Origin of the sequence: Zooshikella harenae (genome assembly GCF_018837975.1) — a bacterium.
GTDB lineage: Bacteria > Pseudomonadota > Gammaproteobacteria > Pseudomonadales > Zooshikellaceae > Zooshikella > Zooshikella harenae.
Genome location: NZ_JAGSOY010000004.1, coordinates 141,297 through 160,911, shown reverse-complemented (window position 1 = coordinate 160,911; position 19,615 = coordinate 141,297). Strand labels below are relative to the sequence as shown.

The following is a 19,615-nucleotide window of genomic DNA, read 5'->3' as shown; positions in this document are numbered from 1 at the left end:
TGTAGACTATATGAATTGTAATGCCTTATGCTTATGGCTAGATATATAATATATACCCTTCACGAATCATTTTTAGGGTTTGTTGTATGGTTATTTATTATGTGTATTAGGGAGTTAATTTGTATGAGTGTTTTTTAACTCTTATGTTAGTCTAAAATTGAATTAATACTAATTTTAATGATTATGAAATACTTGTTGGTTATCGTTACTTGTTTTTTTATTGTGATGCAAGTGCAAGGCGATGAGTTTATTACCCTGTCTAATGGTGAATGGCCACCTTTTCTCTCTAAAAAATATAAAAAGTATGGTGCTGGTTCTCATATAGTAACGGAAGCATTTAAAACCCAAGGGATAAATACTGAGTACGTTTTTCACCCATGGATTCGGTCAATGGAAATGGCGAAAAAGGGGAGAGTGGATGCAACACTGCTCTGGTCTAAAAGTAAAGAGCGGGAAGAGTACTTCTATTTTAGTAACCCAGTGATAACATTAAGATATGTCTTTTTCCATCGAGTTGATATGGATTTTGACTGGCATAATATTAATGACTTAAAACAATATAAAATAGGTGTAACTCGAGGGTACTACTATGGAGAGATAATTGATAATGGTATAAAAAATGGTGTTTTAAATACAGAAGTGGCAAATACCGACTTATTAAATTTTAAGAAACTTATTACAGGTCGAATCCAGCTTTTTATTATTGAGCCTGAAATTGGCTATGAATTGTTAAATCAACATTTTTCTGGTTCTGTCAAAAGCTTAGTTACCAATAATTCTAGGCCCACTAAAGAGAAAAAGATGTATGTGCTTATTTCAAAGGAGTCTCCCAAGGCGCTTTACTGGTTAGAAAAATTTAATAAGGGGTTGGATATCATAGAACGGTCAGGGTTAATCGATAAAATTATGGATGATGTGCTTCTTGGAAAATATCATCCTACTTATAAAAACTGATTGAGTCTACCTATAAGGAAGGGTATAAAACGTTCTTTTTGTATGGTGTTATTAAATAAGTTACAGCAGATGCCATACAGGCATCTGAGAGAGAAGAAGGTTTTTTTCGAAGCTATTTGTCTCCAAAGCATTAAGCTTGCAGTGTATTTACCCCAAGTACAAATTCGGCTTCATAACCATAAGTCTGCTTTTGTGGCTTAAAGTTCAATAGAATTTCTTGTGTAAATAATATATCTTCATCATTGCGTACACGTCGTTCGGTATTTTTATTATAGGGTGGAGTTTGGTGTACTTGGTCTGTCAGGTCATCAGGGAAATAAAGTTGGGTGGTGACCAGTGTTGATTGATTCAGTAGCACTTTTAAATGAATATGGTTTGCTCTGCCTGTATAATGCCCAGGATAAATGGTTCTAAAACAACATTGACCATGAGGGTTAGTAATTTGGGTACCCCGGAGAAACTTTTTACCTGTCATATCAACGTCTTTATCTTTACCTTGCTCGGCAAATCCTGAATAGTAACCTGCCGCACTTGCATGCCAAATATCAACAACCGCATCACGAATGGGTGAGCAGGTAGCTGTATCGACAACGGTAAACGTTATAAATAGAGGTGCGCCTGGTTTACCCTCGGTAATATCATGACGGACTAAGCCTGTGTCAATATAATATGGACCCTCTACTTGCTCAGGTGTAAATGTACAATTAGGAATGTAGTTCGGTGTTTTATTATATTGAGGTAGAGGTGTTAAACTTTGGCTAATCGCTTGACTGCTGATAAGGGAAAACGAACCTATACCGATTCCTTTTAGAATACTTCTTCTTTTCATTGTTTCAGTCCTTGTTTTATTTCGGTAATTTTATGATGACTTCCAGTCCTCTGGGCGATAAGTTTTTGAGTGTTAATTGACCTCCATGGTTTTGAATGATGTCTTTAGTGATCGTTAAGCCTAAACCAATTCCCCCTGAGTTACTATTTCGAGAACTTTCTAAGCGGAAAAAGGGTTTTAGTACTTCATTTATTTTTTCTTGGGGAATCCCCGGACCATGATCAGTAACTCTAATTTTTACATAGTGTTCAGTTTCAGACAGTTCAACTTGAGCGTGCTGACCATAACGTACCGCATTTTCTAAAAGGTTTCTAAGTGCTCGACGTAAGGCTATGGGTTTACATTTTGCCGTTATATGTTTGTCCAGGTTAGCTTCTATTGGCATACCTAAGTCAACTAAATCAGTAGCAACACTTGAAATTAATGAGCCAAGATCAACACTCTGAAACTGTTCTGTATCTGCGAGTACCCGGACATGAGTTAATGTGTTTTCCACCATATGCTGCAATTCTTTTAATGTAACTAGCATCCGGTCTTTGTCTTCGCAATCGGGTATAAATTCCAAGCGTAGTGCCAAACTGGTAATGGGTGTTCGAAGATCATGGGATAGCGCTGCAAGTAGTTGGGTTCGGTCATTCGTAAAGCGCTGAATCCGGGTATACATTTCATTAAATGCTTTGATGGTTTCCTGGAGTTCAATCGTACCCTGAGTGGGTAAGGGAGGAAGAGATTCTCCACGGCCAAAGCGATGAGCATACTCACTTAATAATCTTAAGGGAGATGTTATGTGGTGGGTTATTGCGGTGACTACAGCAACCATAATCAGCCCACAAATGACTAAAAAAGTAATGGTACGATTTGTCCAAATGGCAGAGAGTCGAGGAGGTGGGAGTAATGCTGCATTAAGCCATTGGTTTTCGGCTATTTGAAAGGACGCAACATGAGTTACTTTTGAGTTAGAGAAGATTTCATCATTAATCACTGACCAGGGCATAGCTTCTTTAATACGCTCGCTAAAGTCGAGTACTTTTTGATCGCAAAACAGCCAGACATGGACATAACACGGCTCTTGATGCCAAACATACAGCGTTTTTGGTGCGTGTTGGAAAGTGGGTTGCCAACTACCTACTGTCTTATTGATTATGGGCTTATTATCGAATGAGAAATGAATGATGCCCGTTGAAGCCGCATTTAATACTAACTGTTGTTGCTGTTCATCTAAGCTAGGGAGTAGTTGGTGTAACTGATTAAGACGATACTCAAATTCATTGATAAAATTTTGGTTTATTTTTTTAAACTGTCGTTGACCTATTACGATGGTGCTAATAATCTGAGCAGCAATAAGCGCAAATAAAATAAGTAAAATAAGTTGTGATGCAATTTTTCTAGGAAAAAAATTCATCACGGATGTTGAATATCAGTATTGAAACTATAGCCTCCTCCCCAAACTGTTTTTATTAAACTAGGGGTTTTAGGGTCAATTTCAATTTTTCTACGAAGGCGACTAATTTGGTTATCAATTGATCGATCAAAAGGTGCTGCCTGACGTCCTTGCGTCATATCTAATAGTTGATCACGGCTAAAAATAACATGTGGTTGCTGTACGAATACTTTAAGTAAGCGGAACTCCCCTGTACTTAAGGCAACGACCACACCATCATCCCTTACTAATTGTTGTTTGTGTAGGTCAAACTCCCAACGATCAAAATAAATAAATTTACTATTTGGTGTTTTAGTGGGGATTGCCGCGGGTTGCTGGTGTCGTCTTAGAACGGCTCTTACACGAGCGAGTAACTCTCGGGGATTAAAAGGTTTAGCAAGGTAATCGTCAGCGCCAACTTCAAGGCCAACAATTTTATCGGTGTCTTCACCTAATGCTGATAAAATAATAATAGGTGTGTTGCTTTCATGGCGCACTTGACGACAAAGGGTAAGCCCATCATCGCCTGGCATCATTAAATCCATAATAATTAAATCAATAGATTCTTTAGCAAGCACTTCTTTCATTTGCTCACCATTTTCCGCCAAGCTAACTTCATAGTCCTGCTGGTCTAAATAGCGGCCAATTAGCTCCCTAATATCACTGTGATCATCAACAACCAGAATATGTTGCTTCATAACTGCTTTTTTCGCTATGTCTATAAAATGTCCTAGAGTCCAAGATTATAAGAAAAGCCTCAATCTCTGTGGAAGCAGATATTTGTAATAATATGTCGTAATTTGTCTCATACAATTTAATAAGCTTATGACATAGCATAACGACAGACTTATGATCTAATTATTTGCATTTATCAAGAACTTCCCTACTACCTCCCTATTAGGATTATAGACTGTTCGGTCAAAGTCTCACTGTGTTGAGGAACGTTTTTTATGAGTGTAGTGCGTAATGGTCAAGAGAATGTGCAACAAAGTAAATCATCTGCTCAATTTGGACTAGCATCACTTCCTGAACACAGTGATTACAGTCAAAGTGCCAGCCATTCAACTCGAAGAAATTCATTATGGGTTGTCCTTATTGGCTTACTCATTCTTGGGGTAACGGCTGGTCTTGCAGCATATTGGTTGGTTCATCCATCACGAATTCCCAAGCGCCCTATTGAGGCTCGTCCCCCAATGGTGACCACTATGAAGGTAGGGGAGCCTAAGGCAATGCCTATCATTTCTGGTTTTGGTCATGTCGAGCCCATTCATCAGGTCACGGTAAACCCAGAAGTGACAGCAATGGTTAAAGGGGTTTCAGCTAAGCTGTCCCCTGGTAACTGGGTGCAGAAAGGTGATGTTTTGGTACAACTTGATGCCAGAGAATACCGTTTGGCATTGCGTAAAGCCGAAGCCGCTTTGGCGATTGCTGAGGCGGAGTATCAGCAGGCTCGAGGCTTAAGAGATAAAGCCACGAAAGAGTTTAAATTTTTAGGGGGGGACCTAACACCCGCCCAGCGAGCTTTAGAGCGTTACGAGCCACAACTGAAAGCGGCTGAAGCCAAACTAGAAGAAGCTAAGACCAATGTTGAGCTGGCAAAATTAAACGTTGAGCGGACAACATTAACTGCACCTTTTAGCGGTGTTATTAGCAGCAAGAAGGTTGAGGCGGGGCAGTTAGTCACGACGCAGCAAACCCTTTTTACCCTGGTGGATACTCACGCTTTTTGGATTAAAGCGTCTATTTCTGCTGATGTATTGAGCTGGCTATCATTTGGTGCAGAGCAAAAAAGTGGAGGCTCAAAAGCTGAGGTTGCTTTGACTTCGGGTGCAACCAAAGCCTCGTTTAGTCAAATTGATATTCGAAAAGGTGTTGTTTGGCAGCGCTTACCAGAATTAAGCCGGGACTCAAGACAAGTTAACGTATTAATCAAGGTTAATAATCCGTTGGGTAATGAGCGCTTAAGTGGCTCAATTTCTGAGAAAGAACCATTAACACCACTTTTTATTAACGATTTTGTGGCTTTACGTATTCAGGGGCCAGCCCTGGAAAATGTGTTTACTTTACCTGAAGGTATGTTACGAGAGGGGGATGTTGTCTGGCTTTTTGATGAGGAGGGACGACTTAGAAAGCGTCCGGTTAATGTCGTGTATAAACAAGACCAACAGGTGTTAGTTAGTGGCAATTTAAAGCCAACCGATGAGCTTGTCTCCAGTCATCTCAGTATTGCCATAGATGGTATGCCTTTGCGTAAAGAAACTGAAAAACAAATGACCGCACAAAAAAATAATACCGTTGCAACCACCCGGCAGCAGTCGTCTATTTCTGAGCAGGCAAAAGCATTAGCTGGAGATAAGTCATGATGCTGAATAAGGCTAAAGGACCGATTGCCTGGTTTTTACGTAATACAGTAGCCGCTAATTTATTAATGTGGTTTTTTTTAGTGGGTGGTTTGGTTGTAACCTGGCAAATAAAAAAAGAAGTTTTTCCTGCATTTTCTCTTGATGAGATTACGATTACAGTCAGTTATCCTGGAGCGGCACCGGAGGCTATTTCTCAAGGAATTTTGCTCGCCATTGAAGAAGCACTGAGTGGGGTCAGTGGGTTAAGTGATATATCCGCTACAGCAAAAGAGGGTACGGCTTCGGTTACCGCTGAGTTACAAAAGTCAGCAAATGCGATGTCTGTCTATCAGGATGTTAAACAAGCTGTTGATCGTATAACGACATTTCCTGATGGGGCTGAGCAACCACAGACCGCTTTAGCCACAAGAGATCACCAAGTTGTGGACTTAACGTTGTATGGTGAGGTCAGTCATCAGGTCCTTCAGCAGTATGCCAGCCAAGTTCGTCGAAAATTATTAGCTAACCCTGCTATTACCAAGGTCGACCTGTCAGGTATGAAAGACTATGAGGTAGAGATAGCACTGCCACTTAACAGTATCGAGCGATATGGTTTAGGACCCGCTCAAGTTGCTGCAATTATAAGAAAAGCTTCTGTGGATGGAGCGGGTGGTAGCCTTTATGCAAAGTCTGGCGAATTAATGCTCAAAGTCGATGAAGAAAAGCAATGGGCTACGGATTATGCCGATATTTCTGTGAAAACATTAGCGGATGGTTCAGTCATTAAGCTACATGATATTGCAGAAGTTCGAGAGGGATTTACAGAGTCAACAGATGCGCAAGGCTATAATGGTTTTCCAGCTGTTATTATTCAAGTGTATCGGCAGGGGGATGAATCGCCCATGGCTGTTATCAGTGCAGTACAATCGTTATTACCTGATATTCAGACTGAATTACCAAATGGTTTAACCCTAAAAGTAACCAGAGACTTGACCGAGGTATTCCAGGAACGTTTGGATTTATTGCTGAGTAATGCTTTTATTGGTCTTGTCTTAGTGATGATTGTTTTAGGATTATTTTTGCAGTGGCGTTTAGCAATTTGGGTCACTATGGGGATTCCGACTGCTTTTCTTGGTGGGATGTTATTGCTACCGGCCATGGATGTTTCTATTAACATGATTTCCATGTTTGCATTTATTTTGGCGTTAGGTATTGTGGTCGATGATGCTATTATTGCGGGTGAAAATATTTATGCCTATCAACAACAAGGGTATTCTTTTTTTGACGCTGCTTTATTAGGCGCAAAATCGGTAGCTATTCCCCTTTCGTGCAGTATTTTAACTAATATAGTTGCGTTTTCCCCCTTATATTTTTTACCAGGTTTTTTGGGGAAAATTTTTCAGGTCACACCCCTCGTAATTGCGGCAGTTTTTATTGTATCGTGGGTTGAAGCTTTATTTATTTTGCCTGCACATTTAGCCGCAATAAAGTCTTCTGAGAACTCGAACCCCAATCTCTTACAAAAAATACAAATGCGTGTGGATAGTGCACTTAATTATTTTATTCACGGTATTTATGAGCAAATATTACGTCGCTGTCTTCACTATCGTTACTTATCATTGTTGTTATTTATTTGTGTGTCCGGCTTGGTGATGAGTTATTGTGCCAGTGGACGAATGGGTTTTAGTTTAATGCCTCGCGTACAAAGTGATTATTTGCTGACGACTGCTATTGTGCCTGTTGGCGCTTCTGCAGACTTTATTGAAGTGGTGGAACAGCAACTAGTAGAAGGCGCTAAGCAAGTAAAACAAACCAATGATGTGATTAGTGGTATTAGCACTAAAGTAGAAGACAATACGATTGAAGTGCGCTTGATGTTGATGGCAGGTCTGCAAGTAAAGACTGATTTACAACAGCTATCTCAACAATGGCGTTCTTTTGTAGGCATTATTCCTGGTTTAGAACAGTTAAAATTTGAGGCCGATGCGGGTGGGCCTGGGAGAGGTGCAGCGCTGACGGTTGAATTATCTCATCAAGATCAACAGGTTTTAGAGCAAGCGGCACAGCAGCTTGCGGCTGAATTAGCAGGTTATGCTCAAGTTAAAGATGTCAATGATGGTGTATTACGTGGTAAGGAGCAGTTACGGTTTAAATTATTACCTGCCGGTGAAAGTTTAGGGTTAACACCAGAGATGGTCGCTCAGCAGGTAAGGGCTGCATTCTATGGTGCAGAAGCGCTGCGCCAGCTTCGAGGTGAGGATGAAGTCAAGGTGATGGTTCGGTTACCCAGAGCGACGAGGGAATCAATATCAACGTTAAATCAACTTAAGTTGCTTACACCAGCAGGACATTTTGTGCCTTTAAATCAAGTAGTCAGTGTGAGCAAGGACCGAAGTTACCAGCAAATAACACGTAATAATGGGCAACAGGTTTTACAGGTGAGCGCTAATATTGAGCCAATTTCGCATACTCAGCAGTTATTGAGTACCTTACAACAGGATGTTTTTCCCATCTTAAAACAGCACTATCCAAGCCTGTCCATTAGCTTGCGTGGCAAACAGGAAACCACTCAAGACAGTATTTCAAGCTTAATTACCAGTAGTATCATCGTGCTCATTGTGTTGTACGCAATGTTAGCCATTCCCTTTAACAGTTATAGTCAGCCTTTGTTAGTGTTAGTGGCAATTCCATTTGGTCTGATGGGCGCGGTTATTGGCCATATTATTATGGGGGAAAGCTTAAGTATGATAAGCATCCAGGGTATGGTGGCATTAAGTGGGGTTGTGGTTAACGATAGTTTAGTGCTGATTGATTATGCGAATAAATTAAATCAAGAGGCCGTGAATAAATACGAAATTATTATTGCGGCGGCTAAACGTCGTTTTCGACCGATTATGATGACAACATTGACCACTTTTGTGGGGTTGGCCCCCATGATGTTTGAAACGGCAGCACAAGCAAAATTTTTAGTACCCATGGCCATTTCATTGGGTTATGGTGTCTTATTTGCGACAGCCATATGTTTATTACTTCTGCCTTGTATGTATGTCATTTTGGATGATGTGAAACGATTGCTGGGTCGTTCTCATCGCCACGAAAGTGCCATTCCAGCATAAAAGTTTGGTTTATAAAGTTTTTGGGTGGACCTTAGTAGCGTCCACCTGTTTCAATCTCATCTAAGACGCCATCTCGGAAAATCAGAAACTTTAAAAACTGGCCTTTTTTGCCATAAGTCCATTTTTCTACAATGACTTCTTTTTTAGAAATATAAGTTCTGCCTGTAGTTTCATCATGGTCAGGATTTGAATAACGAATATGAGTCCGATCTTCTGTTACGCGAGTACCTAAATATTCTTTTTGTAAAGGTTCACCACAAGTCAGTATTACTTGAGTTGTTGAGTCTCCAGACTTAACCAGTTTACTGCCACAACGCATAGAGTCACTGTAGGTGTTAGCTGAAAAACCTATGCAGGTTGTTAACGTCAGTAAACTGAGAGCTTTGCTGAGATTTTTGTACTTCATAATAGGGAATACCTATTCATTGTTTAAAAAGTGATCTAAGTTTAGCGTACCCAAAGACTTAGGGGAACCCAATTAGTGTTAGTTTTCAAAGTTTGCCTGATTTTTATCCAATAGATAATCCCTCTTTATAAAAAGAATATTATTGCACGTTTTTTTCAGAAATTTACAAGCCAACATGTGTTTGAATAAAAATATCTTCAACGATAATCGAGGAAGATTTATTGCTGAAATTTTGATTAACGAAACACTTGTGACTGGCTTTTTTTATTAATTTTTTTCCTGAGAAATTATCATTTGTAAATAAGCTGACTTTAAAACCCTCAGGGATAAAAATTCCAGAAATACTATTGTCATTGATACCTAATCGGTTTAGTTGAGACTGGGTGTATTTTCCTGGAAATAAAATAGTGTGTTTACCAGTAAAGTTGCATTGAGTGAAGACAACTGGAAACGTTGTATTTTCGAGGTCGATTGATGGTTGTGGGGCTTGAAACTCAGGCGGATAATTGATTTGCTGTTGCTGTTGCTGTTGCTGTTGCTGTTGCTGTTGCTGTTGCTGTTGCAGATACTCGACGGTATTGTTTTGTGTTGGCAGAGAGCCTTCATAATGACGCGTTTCGTGATAGAAACGACGTTCAGTATATCGATTTTCTGCTCTTTCCTGTTCAATTCGTAACTGTCTTGCTCGTTGCTCTTGATATTCTCTTGCTTTTTTTTCTTCTCGGCGTCGTTCGCGTTCTTGGTGTTGTGTGAGAGCCGTTTGTAGTAAGCCAAACAGCAGTTGTTCTGGTGTATTATCTTGTGAGGTTGAGAGTTGTTTTTTTTGCTGGTTATTTTCTTCAATAATAAGGGAGCCAATTAAAGAGGAATGAGCTGAACTATTCAGACAATATTCACTCACTGAAATTATCCAGGATTTACCAGAAAAATTGCTGTGACTAAAAGCGCGTAAGCGATAACCAGGCGTGATTTGTAAAGATTGTATTTGTCTAGGGTTAATGCCCATTGACTGTAATTTTTGTTTTGTGTACTTGCCTGGTTTCAGGAAATGACTTTTTCCATCAAAAAAACACTGGGAGTAGGTTTGAACAACACTACCTCCGGCATTTACATAGGCGCAGAATAAAACAACAAAAAATAGACCAACCGATTGCACGGCTGTTTTTAATGCAGTCATTAAATTCGACTTCTCCCTGTCAATGAAACGACCCCTAAGGCTACGCGCACGTATAGTGACATAGGTCGCATATTTTTGGCTAGAAAATTAATGATACCAATTGGTCATGAGGATGATCGTTGAGAAATAGGTGGGCCAAGGATTATATCTATAAAAGCAGGGAGGTTCGATATGCCATTACTATGACATATCGAGAAATGAAAAGGCGGGCTTAGCCTGGACCGTCAAGTTCCGGAAGTTCTGGTGGTTCGGGGGGGAACGTAGGCTCTGAAGTATCATCTTTCAAAGTATACTCAGGTTCGGCAATTGCCACGATACCAGGCTGACGACGTACACGTTCTGTCATACGCTTTGCAAAAGGTGACAGACGATTACGTTTAGCACCACTGTCCATAAAGTCAAATGGTAAGGTGAAGCGCGCAAAAACAAAGCCTTCATTACCTGTGACGGAGTCATGTTTTGCACCTGAACCAAGCGTTAATTGGCTTCCTGGCAGTTGGTTAATCACATTTTCCATATGGTATTCCAGGCGAAGTTTTTGCCCAGTGAAACTTTTGGTTTGTTCGCCTTTGAAGTGATAAACCCCAGTATAGAGTCTTAACTGTTGTTCTTCATTTTCAGTAAAGAAGGGCAGACGATAACCTACTTCAACATCGGCCCCTTGCAAAATACGCTCATACTGATGTTCGACATAGGTACGACCATCAGCACCTGTTACGGTATGAGAGCCTGCTTTCTTTTTTCTACCACCAACGGGCAGATAAAGGTTTGCGCCAAAATCCCAGTCAACTGTGCGGTATTCAGCACCAAGGTTGAATTGATGGAAGCCATTCCCATTTTCAGACTGTTGATAATCAAGAAACCCGTATATCCCTATAATTTGCTCATCATCCAGCATATGACGGTAGCCGCTGCCAACACTATAGCTTTTGTAGTTACCTTTCCCTTTACTGGCATCTAGTTTAATAAAGACCAAGCCATCATCTTCCTCATAAACAGGTAACATAGAGTCAACAGATAGGGCATCTTCGTCTGATGTTAATAACCCATCAATTGCAACCCAAGCATCCCATTTATCAACAAGTGAAGGTTGAGCAGGGTTGTCATCAGACAATACTGGTGTGGTTACTAAGAAACTTAGCATGGGCAAACATGCTAAGACTGGCTTCTTCATGGAAAATCCTTTTGATTTTGTGATGCAAAATATGCTCGATTTGAATGTGGCAGAAAGTACTTAATTTGAGTGAGATGATTATAGGGATAAGTAACCACTTAAATAATCGAATAATTCACAACCACAACATGAGGCAAGTTTGGTTTGTTTGATAAAGTGAACCACTATACGTTATTTATTAACCTATTTTTTTGTTATTAATCTAATGGTTTGAGCGAGGTGTGTTTAGAGGTTTTTTCTATTAAGGGGAAGGTTCAACTATTAATGATTAAGTGCTAAAGCGACAGTGATATTTTCTCTGGTGAGGATGGTTTGGAGAATGTTGCGAGTAAAAAATGTGAATCATTTCACTTTTTATGTTTGGGTTCATGATGAAGAATTTTTAGCGAGACTAGCCTGATTAAGGCTAGCTGTGCATAAAAGTGACTAGGTTCTGATAAATATTATAAACTAGGTACAATCGCTAATGATACATTATCTATTTCAATGTCGTAGACTGGATTGGGTCCATAGATAAGCAGTAATGTTTTGGCTATTTCACTTTTATTAAGTGCAGGATTAAACGTAAAAATGGTATTGAGTGTTGAAAACTCTTGATTCGTAATACTTAAATAATCAATAAACTGATAATCAAATAAGCCATTTTTCAGTTCAATGAGCATAACTGCAGCGAGTTTGTCGCGAACATGCTGCTTTTGACGACTTAATAAGCGTGCAGATACGGATAACTGATATTGTTGCGCAGGTTCAAGTTCTACATATTGTTGCAGACCATCACTATAATGTTGACGATGAACGATACGAGCAACATTGTTATTGCAAGGGGTTTCTTCTTGGTTGGGAGTAATGTGAATGATGGCATTGTTTCTGAAAATATTTTGCCAGTAATCTGTACCTAGATTGAAGTCACCATTTTTAACTAAATTTTCAGACTGTTGTTGAAGCTGTTGGCAATTAATACTGAGTTCATAAAAATGTTGTTCAACATCATGCTCATCAATGGATAGTTGATTGTTGGGTAATGCAATAAATCTTTCGAAAATCTCACTGGCATAGTGAGATAGTTCACGCCAACGATGAGAAGATATTTCAGATGCTGTGAGTGTCGTTGAACCCCACTGCTTTGCTGCTGTTTCTTCTAATGCATTAAATAAGTTTTGGGCGAAGTTAAAAGTGACTTCATAGGGGGTTAGGACGAGGGCGCCAGGGGTTTCAGTTAAGGTAATAAATTTATTGGTATCAGGGGATATGATAATCATTAGATCAAGCTGATGCTTTGTCTGTAAATGTAGCAAGGCTTCGCTTGAAAGTTCCTTTGTGCGCTTGGTTGCGTACATCAAGTGTAAACGCTGATGAATATCTTGTATTTCCAATTCAGCATTGGCTCGTTCAAGTAAAAAGCTTGCAACTGTTTTATCTTCCTTGATGTTGATGTTATCAAAAAAGAAACCTACATTGACGCGATGAAGCTGAGAGGCGAGAAGCGCACCAGACATAAGAAAAATAAAAATAAAAAACGCAAAGTGAAAAGCTTGCTTTCTCATATCGGCATCCTTTTCCAACAACCAATCTATGGTAGTCAATGTTAACCTGGTGGTTACCCTTTAATGATATTTACTGGGTTGTATACCCTGTACTTGTTGAGGGTATAGCAAAGCGTGTTATAACGATTTGTGTTAATTAGATGCTATAAATTAAGTCAATAAAAATTATCTGCGGAGGGTATAGTAAAGAGGGGAACAGTTTTCGTCTATTCCACTTGCTGAATTTGTAACTCAGTTAATGAAATGTCACTGTTTGTAAGTAGAATGTTGCAAGTGGTATCTGTAATTTACGTAGTTTTAACGCGTGGAGGTTAAGTACTTTCCGAAGTGCGTGCTGGAGCGAATTTGCAATGAGACGTGAAACGAATTTTCTACATGCCGACGATGGGTTGCTTGATAGATGGCATGATATTTATTATGAGTATCACAAAAGAAAACAGGTGCCTTATTGGCACCTGTTTTCAACATTTTATTAGTAAATGTTCTTGTCAACTACCCAATGAGTTGGATAACCAGCAGTTACAGACTACTTCCACTGCCAAAGCTGCTCATTTTTATCATCTTCTTTTTGTGTCCAAACGCCAATCCATTCGCCATAGGCTTTAAAGTGGTTAAGGTAAAGTGTTGGGTAAGCCACATTGTGAATTCGGCCGTTTTCCATTACCCAGCGCATATCAAGTTTATCTTCGTTACAGCCACCAACTACAGCACGGTTAGTGCCTTTATACCAAGAAGGTAACTGGAGACACTTGTTGGAGGCATCAGCGGGATGCATTAGTCCTTTACTGTCTATGTGCCATTGTTGAGCTTTGCTGTTGTCACATTGGGAGGCTGTGACTTTACTTGATTTAGAGCCTAAACAAGCATTTAACTTGTTTACTAATGGTGAGTAATTAGGCTTGTTAGGATCATCTGGGTTGTCCGGTGTGTCTGGTTTACCTGGATCATCATCACCATTTGGGCTGCTGCCTGGTACTTTGTTATTGAAGTATTGAGCGACTTCAGGCCAGATGTCTTTGATACGTGCAGCTTGGTTTGGACCATTGGGACAACCACCCCAGTGGTGTAACCCGATGACTTTATTTGTGTTACTGGCAATAACGGGAGATCCAGAGCTACCGCCAATGGTGTCACAATAATAGCCAAGGTTTTTACTACTGCTATTAGGTGCATCAATTTGACAACGGTTGCCGTCATTTGAGTCACTTTCAATGGCTAGCTCTTTGGGGTTACCTGAACCATGTTGTGGAATATAAATAGGTTCGCCTTTTTCCGCATCTCTGGGATCAAGTCCTAAATAACCAAAAGAAGCTATCTTGCTAAGATCTTTTACAGTAAAGAGGGTATAGTCAAGACTGCTGCTGCGACTGGTGGTCAACATTTTATCGGCAGCTACTTTGGTAATATTATTGGGTTTACTGCCGCCACAACTGCTGCGCTGGTAATTAAACCAGACTTCAGATGTTGTTGTTGATGATTGTGTACTAATACAGTGGTTATTGGTAAACATTTTGTTGTCTGGTCCTACCCGCCATGCAGTACATAAACTGCCGCGCATTACCAGTCGAGCTATAGGGCGACTATGAGCAAACTCAGTAGGATGTGAGTCTTTATAACAAACCGCATCTTTACGCTGGTTGGCTCCACAGGTCGAAAATTCCTGAGTCATTAAGTTTTCAATAACACTTTCAGGAAAACCTCGCATATAATGGCCGATTTTAATTTTATGTTTGGTATCATCCCACGCATTCGATGCTTTTAGGTTATCAGGTATGATGAGCTGAATAATGGCCGTATCGCCAGTGATTGACATACTGGCCCACGATGTTTTTCCATCTTCACCCCGTTCAGGGTCGTAGGTAAAGCCATCTCGTTTTGCATTGCTATAGCGGTATCGCTCAGATCCATTTGGATTTCGAATTTCAACCACGGCACCATCGGGAATATTAAATTCTGCGAAGTGAACTTTAATGTAACTGGCGCCAGGTTCTGAAACAGTGAAAGTGGAATTAGAATCAAATCCTTGTTTTGGGCTTAATGATAAGTTTGAATCAATTTTATCCGCAATTTTAATCGGTTTAAAGGTTTCAGCTTGATTGAGATTATCGGCATAACTGTTCATTAGCACACAGCTTGATGCTAATGAAGCAATTAATAGCAAGGATGAGTATTTCATTATACGGCTCGTATCTTCTTTAATACCCTTTATGTGAGGGTATGTGTTTTTAATTATTTATTTCTGCTGTTGTTCACCTAGAAAGGCAAAATACAGGCTCGTTGATACCTTTAACAAAGGAATAAACTTTGTTAAAGGCGTATGTGTGATGAGACTATAACGAGGAAGGGGATTTAACTATGTAAACTTGTTCATACTTATATGAATTTGCGTTACATTATTTGAAAAATATTAATAATATCAAATATATAAGATGAAGTGTAGCTTAGTTATTATGTATAATGTGTCGTGAAGAAAATACGTTAATTAAAGATACGTTATACATGAATGAAGCCCAAGGAAGTACGCATTAAATCACGCCAGAAGTAAAGTCAGATAAGAACTGCTCCATTTCAGGTTTTAGGCCATTAAACTCAATACCTATTTGAAAGTCAGATGTTCTGACCACCGAGTGTCGAACATAAGCTCGTGAGAGTATTTTAATATTTTTACCAAGATAATTAGCCTGGATTTGTATATCTATGGCCTCATTCATATTGAACCTTTGTGGAACTTCAATAAGAGCACCACTTACAGAAACGTTTATAGTTCGTCCCACAGTGACTTCTTTAGCTTTATCACGAATGAGCGCTTTCCATTTTACCGCTCTTCGGGGGTGCCGGCGTTGCTCAATACCATGTTCTTCGGACATTCAAAATAAACCTCCACAATGAATTATGAGTAAGTATAGATCGATTGACCCAGGGAGGAATTTTGAATTGATTAACAATTTAATGTTATTTATAAATGTTAACTCAATAAGCTGACATTCTACGTTTTAACTCAAACTAATTCGGATATTTAATGAGTGTTAGGTTTATTTTGGAATATTAATTGTTTTATTTGGTGAGACTTCAGTAAGTTCATTGGATCGAGTGACAGTCATTTTTAGTTCACAACGACGTATTGCCAGTTTTGTGGCTAAGTCCCTATTGGGTAATGAATGCCCATCCCGAGCTTTAAATACTAAGCAATGATAGGTACGAAATTTTAACCATAAGCTTTGTGATTGCTTTAATGCTTTGCGAACATTATAAGGTTGTGTTCTAAAAAGATATTTATAGATTTCCGTCATTTGACCATCTTGGTAAAAATATTCTCGATCAATACACTGGAGTTCACGTTCTGGTGCACGATTTGCCTGTTGCAGGCATTGATCAAACTGTGGTGTATAAGTATAACGTGAAGGTGAGTCTGCATTAATCATAAGGCTTAAGGGAGCTAGCGCAAATAATAGAACAAATTGGCAGACGTTATTTTTCATTAAAATAACCATATAGGGTAAAGGTTGATTTTAAATATGCTCATAGCGAAGGATGCATTGTAAAAATACGTCAAGAGGTAACTGAGTACCTCTTGACGATTTTTAGCTAATACCTTTCACTTAATTGTGAAAATATTTTGGTTATTTATTATCACTCGGTGTCGTGCCATCATCAGGTGTATCACCATTATCGGAGTTACCGTCGGATGGTTTATCTCCGTCATCTGGTGTGTCATCACCACCAGGATCTTTATCTGTTTTAACCAGTTTCACGGCATCAATATAGAAATCGGTACCTGGCTCTGGTCCAAAGACATATAAATCAGCGCGTTTTAGTGTACCCTCTGGTTTAATAACAAAATCGGAGGCTATATCAAACCAGGCTTCACCCACAGGTATTTTGCTGGTATTAACACGTTGCCAGTGGTAGCCCTCATCATCTACATAAAATATTTGAATATCCAGCTTTTGAGCCTCTTTAACTTCTTTCCCTAAGCTGGCAGATAATGAGAGTGTGTAAGACTGGTTGGCTTCGACAAGCTCAGTCCCTGCGAGAAGACCGCCAGCATACCAATGGTCTCGTTCAGTAATATGTAAACTAAACTGACCATCTTTACCACGGTCTTGGCTTTGGCTTAATGTACCCATTTTCCAAGCAGCTTGCCATCCTTGAGTATCCGTTTCAAAACTGTGTTCGAATACGATGTTTGGATCAGGCACGTTATTATCTTTTTCAGTTATTTTTACTTCATCAATTATTAATGACTTTTTACCTTTTGGTCCAAAGAGTAATAAGTGAGCTGATTTGATTTCACCCAGTGCATTTAGCTGGAAGTCACCACTGAGTTTTTTCTCAGTTTGATCTATTTGATCGATCGCTAAGTACTGATAGTAGAAAATACCTAACTCACTTTTAAGTGCTAAAGCAGCTAAACCAAAATCTTTTTCCTGGTCTGCCGCAAGCTGGAAATTAGCACTGAAATGGTAGGTGGTATCTTTTTTCAATGGAGTTTGTATTTTCTGAATGACACCATCGTAATAGCTACTGCGACCTGTGATATTGACTTTGTAATCAGTACCACAGTCTTTGGTTTCAGATTTTTGTTCAAGCTTAACATCTGATGTGTAATAAGCTCGCCACTGAGTGAGCTGGTTAAAGTCTGGATGTTGAATGAGGTTATCTTTTAATAGATCAGGCTTGGGACAGGTTGTTGATGGGTTATCACCATCACCGTCATCAGGTGTATCACCGTCATCAGGTTTATCGCCGTCACCGGGTTTATCGTCGTCACCGGGTTTATCGCCATCACCGGGTTTATCGTCGTCACCGGGTTTATCGCCGTCACCGGGTTTATCACCGTCACCGGGTTTATCACCGTCACCAGGTTTATCACCGTCACCAGGTTTATCGCCATCATCAGGCTTATCGCCATCATCAGGCTTATCGCCATCATCAGGCTTATCACCATCGGGATCTTCATCTGGGAAAGGAACAGTATGTGTGCGATGCTCAGACATAATCGCTGCACGCTCTTTCCACAGTTTAACCATGTCAGCCGTTTCTGTATCACCTAACGCTAAGCCGTTAGCATCTTTTATCAAAGGTGTTGAGTAAAAATTTGATGAGTTACCACACATATGTGTGCGTGATTTGCCATTATCAAAGCCATAAGCATATTTCCACTGTGCGCCACCATCTTTGCTACAGTGTAAACCGCCCACATTATGACCCACTTCATGACGCCAAGCATTTGGCCAAGGTGCACCAACCACTTGGGTATAACCTGTTACACCAGCCCAGCCTGCAGCACTATTTGGCGCATCCGTTGGTGTCTGTACGACACCCACTAAGTCGGGTGCAAGTTTTTCGACATCGGCTTTGAACCATTCTTCAGCCTTGCCAAGCACGTCAGTAATGATTCCAAGGTTGTGAGGGGTTGTGCCCGTTCCAACTAAACGCAACTTGATATTATTGATGCCAGAGTTTTTTAGACCATTATTAACTGAGGCTACATAAGTGGTTGCTGTGGCTTGTATATCTCCTACTTCTTTGGCGGAAGAATCTGAGAAACCTAGAAAAACGTCAATAATAATATTACCTTTTTTATCTTTTTCACCTTTTGCTTCTTTGGCTTCTGCTGTTGAAAATAGAGCGGACTGACTGGTAGGAGGCAAAACCTCGTCAAAATGTTCTGGTTGTTTTTGTTTTATAAGCAGGTAGCGTCCATTATCCTGTGGTTGAATGAGATAGGTGCCTAGCTCATTTTCAATAATACCCGTAATTTTTCCCGTTAAATGGTTTAGGGTAATAATCGCATTACTATAATTTTCCAGATGACTAAAACCACTATCGAAAACCTGACCATAAATAACTTCTAGTGAACCGTTAGTGGTTTCTCGGTTGACAACACGTAAGTCAAATGCCTCGCCAGAAAATAAATTAAGTGTGATCTGGTCTGGGAAATAGTATTTACCATTGCTTTGACTTAGTTTTAGATCTGCTTCACGAAAATAATCGGCATGTTTAACAAAAGAGCTCTGCTTATTACTAGCGTAAGCTGCAGTTGAGGAGGCATTATTATCATTAGAAAATAATTCTGTAGGTGCTATTGCTTGTGAGGAGGTGCTATTTCCTAATGCAAATGGTGCTTGAATTGCTGTAGTCAAAAGTAATGGCACTAATGGTATTACAGATTTTTTGTGAGATAACGATTTCTTCATAGTGGACTCTTCAGCTTATAAATTGTGATGTACGGAAAAAATGTCTAATGCAGCTTTCATATTTGGAAGCACTTAACGTTTTTTTTGGATATTAAATTATGACCTGATTTACAGCTCTCTCGAACAGTGTTTATGAGTCCGTTAAATGATGAACGACAGGAACTGCATTAATAAAAAATCAGTTTCTGTTGCACTTCCTACTGTGCCGCAAGTAACCAAGTTTGAAACTTGGATTTATACGCCGTCAAAAGTTATAGACGATGGTTTTAAAGGTATAACAGGCTTTTTACAGATCACAATATCCACTACTTTAAATTAAAATAACGAGGTAAGACGCGATTGAATACACAAATAACGGTGTGTATTTTTAGAAATTAGAGAAAAATTCTAAATAAAAGAGCAAATTAACACATTAGATGTGGTACTACACAAATCAATGTATTTGAATAGTGC

Annotated in this window: 14 protein-coding genes; 3 read left to right on the top strand and 11 right to left on the bottom strand. The window is 39.6% G+C overall.

From position 1 onward, the window contains the following. The first annotated feature begins 183 nt into the window (after nt 1-183). The gene (locus KCG35_RS03490) at nt 184-954 is read left to right on the top strand and encodes a substrate-binding periplasmic protein (RefSeq protein WP_215818268.1); all 771 of its coding nucleotides are present in this window, start codon (nt 184-186) and stop codon (nt 952-954) included. A gap of 130 nt (nt 955-1,084) precedes the next feature. Here the strand turns inward: KCG35_RS03490 and KCG35_RS03485 are convergent, their stop codons facing one another. The 3 genes from KCG35_RS03485 to KCG35_RS03475 are packed head-to-tail and all read right to left on the bottom strand — an operon-like array spanning nt 1,085 to nt 3,901. Continuing rightward, nucleotides 1,085-1,783: an intradiol ring-cleavage dioxygenase gene (locus KCG35_RS03485; RefSeq protein ID WP_215818267.1), complete on the bottom strand. Its 699-nt coding sequence runs from the start codon at nt 1,781-1,783 to the stop codon at nt 1,085-1,087. Between the two features lie 16 nt (nt 1,784-1,799). Further along, entirely contained in the window at nt 1,800-3,185 is a 1,386-nt protein-coding gene (locus KCG35_RS03480; RefSeq protein WP_215818266.1) for an ATP-binding protein, read from the bottom strand. Next, nucleotides 3,185-3,901 (bottom strand): response regulator, encoded by a 717-nt coding sequence (locus tag KCG35_RS03475; RefSeq protein ID WP_215818265.1) that lies wholly within the window; start codon nt 3,899-3,901, stop codon nt 3,185-3,187. Before KCG35_RS03475 ends, KCG35_RS03480 begins: the two co-directional genes overlap by 1 nt. A gap of 252 nt (nt 3,902-4,153) precedes the next feature. Here KCG35_RS03475 and KCG35_RS03470 point away from each other — a divergent pair, with 252 nt between their 5' ends. Both KCG35_RS03470 and KCG35_RS03465 read left to right on the top strand, forming a co-directional pair. Then, nucleotides 4,154-5,566 carry an efflux RND transporter periplasmic adaptor subunit gene (locus KCG35_RS03470; RefSeq protein WP_215818264.1) on the top strand — a complete coding sequence of 471 codons (1,413 nt, stop codon included), beginning with the start codon at nt 4,154-4,156 and terminating at the stop codon, nt 5,564-5,566. Continuing rightward, nucleotides 5,563-8,661 (top strand): efflux RND transporter permease subunit, encoded by a 3,099-nt coding sequence (locus KCG35_RS03465; RefSeq protein ID WP_215818263.1) that lies wholly within the window; start codon nt 5,563-5,565, stop codon nt 8,659-8,661. The genes KCG35_RS03470 and KCG35_RS03465 overlap by 4 nt, the downstream gene beginning before the upstream one ends. A 31-nt stretch (nt 8,662-8,692) precedes the next feature. Here KCG35_RS03465 and KCG35_RS03460 read toward each other — a convergent pair whose 3' ends face one another. The 8 genes from KCG35_RS03460 to KCG35_RS03425 all read right to left on the bottom strand — a co-directional run bounded on the left by KCG35_RS03460 (nt 8,693) and on the right by KCG35_RS03425 (nt 19,162). After that, nucleotides 8,693-9,067, bottom strand: coding sequence for a DUF2845 domain-containing protein (locus KCG35_RS03460; RefSeq protein ID WP_215818262.1), 375 nt, complete (start codon nt 9,065-9,067; stop codon nt 8,693-8,695). Between the two features lie 163 nt (nt 9,068-9,230). Beyond that, a complete protein-coding gene (locus KCG35_RS03455) occupies nt 9,231-10,244 on the bottom strand; it encodes a hypothetical protein (protein ID WP_215818261.1) in 1,014 nt (337 codons plus the stop codon). Nucleotides 10,245-10,455: 211 nt separating this feature from the next. Beyond that, nucleotides 10,456-11,418, bottom strand: a complete 963-nt coding sequence (locus tag KCG35_RS03450) for an inverse autotransporter beta domain-containing protein (RefSeq protein WP_215818260.1) — start codon at nt 11,416-11,418, stop codon at nt 10,456-10,458. Between the two features lie 443 nt (nt 11,419-11,861). After that, the gene (locus KCG35_RS03445) at nt 11,862-12,962 is read right to left on the bottom strand and encodes a hypothetical protein (protein ID WP_215818259.1); all 1,101 of its coding nucleotides are present in this window, start codon (nt 12,960-12,962) and stop codon (nt 11,862-11,864) included. Nucleotides 12,963-13,488: 526 nt separating this feature from the next. Continuing rightward, entirely contained in the window at nt 13,489-15,138 is a 1,650-nt protein-coding gene (locus KCG35_RS03440) for a trypsin-like peptidase domain-containing protein (protein WP_215818258.1), read from the bottom strand. Nucleotides 15,139-15,487: 349 nt separating this feature from the next. Then, a complete protein-coding gene (locus KCG35_RS03435) occupies nt 15,488-15,829 on the bottom strand; it encodes a PilZ domain-containing protein (RefSeq protein ID WP_215818257.1) in 342 nt (113 codons plus the stop codon). A 165-nt stretch (nt 15,830-15,994) separates the two neighbouring features. After that, nucleotides 15,995-16,441, bottom strand: a complete 447-nt coding sequence (locus KCG35_RS03430) for a lysozyme inhibitor LprI family protein (protein ID WP_215818256.1) — start codon at nt 16,439-16,441, stop codon at nt 15,995-15,997. A gap of 141 nt (nt 16,442-16,582) precedes the next feature. Then, nucleotides 16,583-19,162, bottom strand: a complete 2,580-nt coding sequence (locus KCG35_RS03425; protein WP_215818255.1) for a carbohydrate binding domain-containing protein — start codon at nt 19,160-19,162, stop codon at nt 16,583-16,585. Nucleotides 19,163-19,615 lie beyond the last annotated feature (453 nt).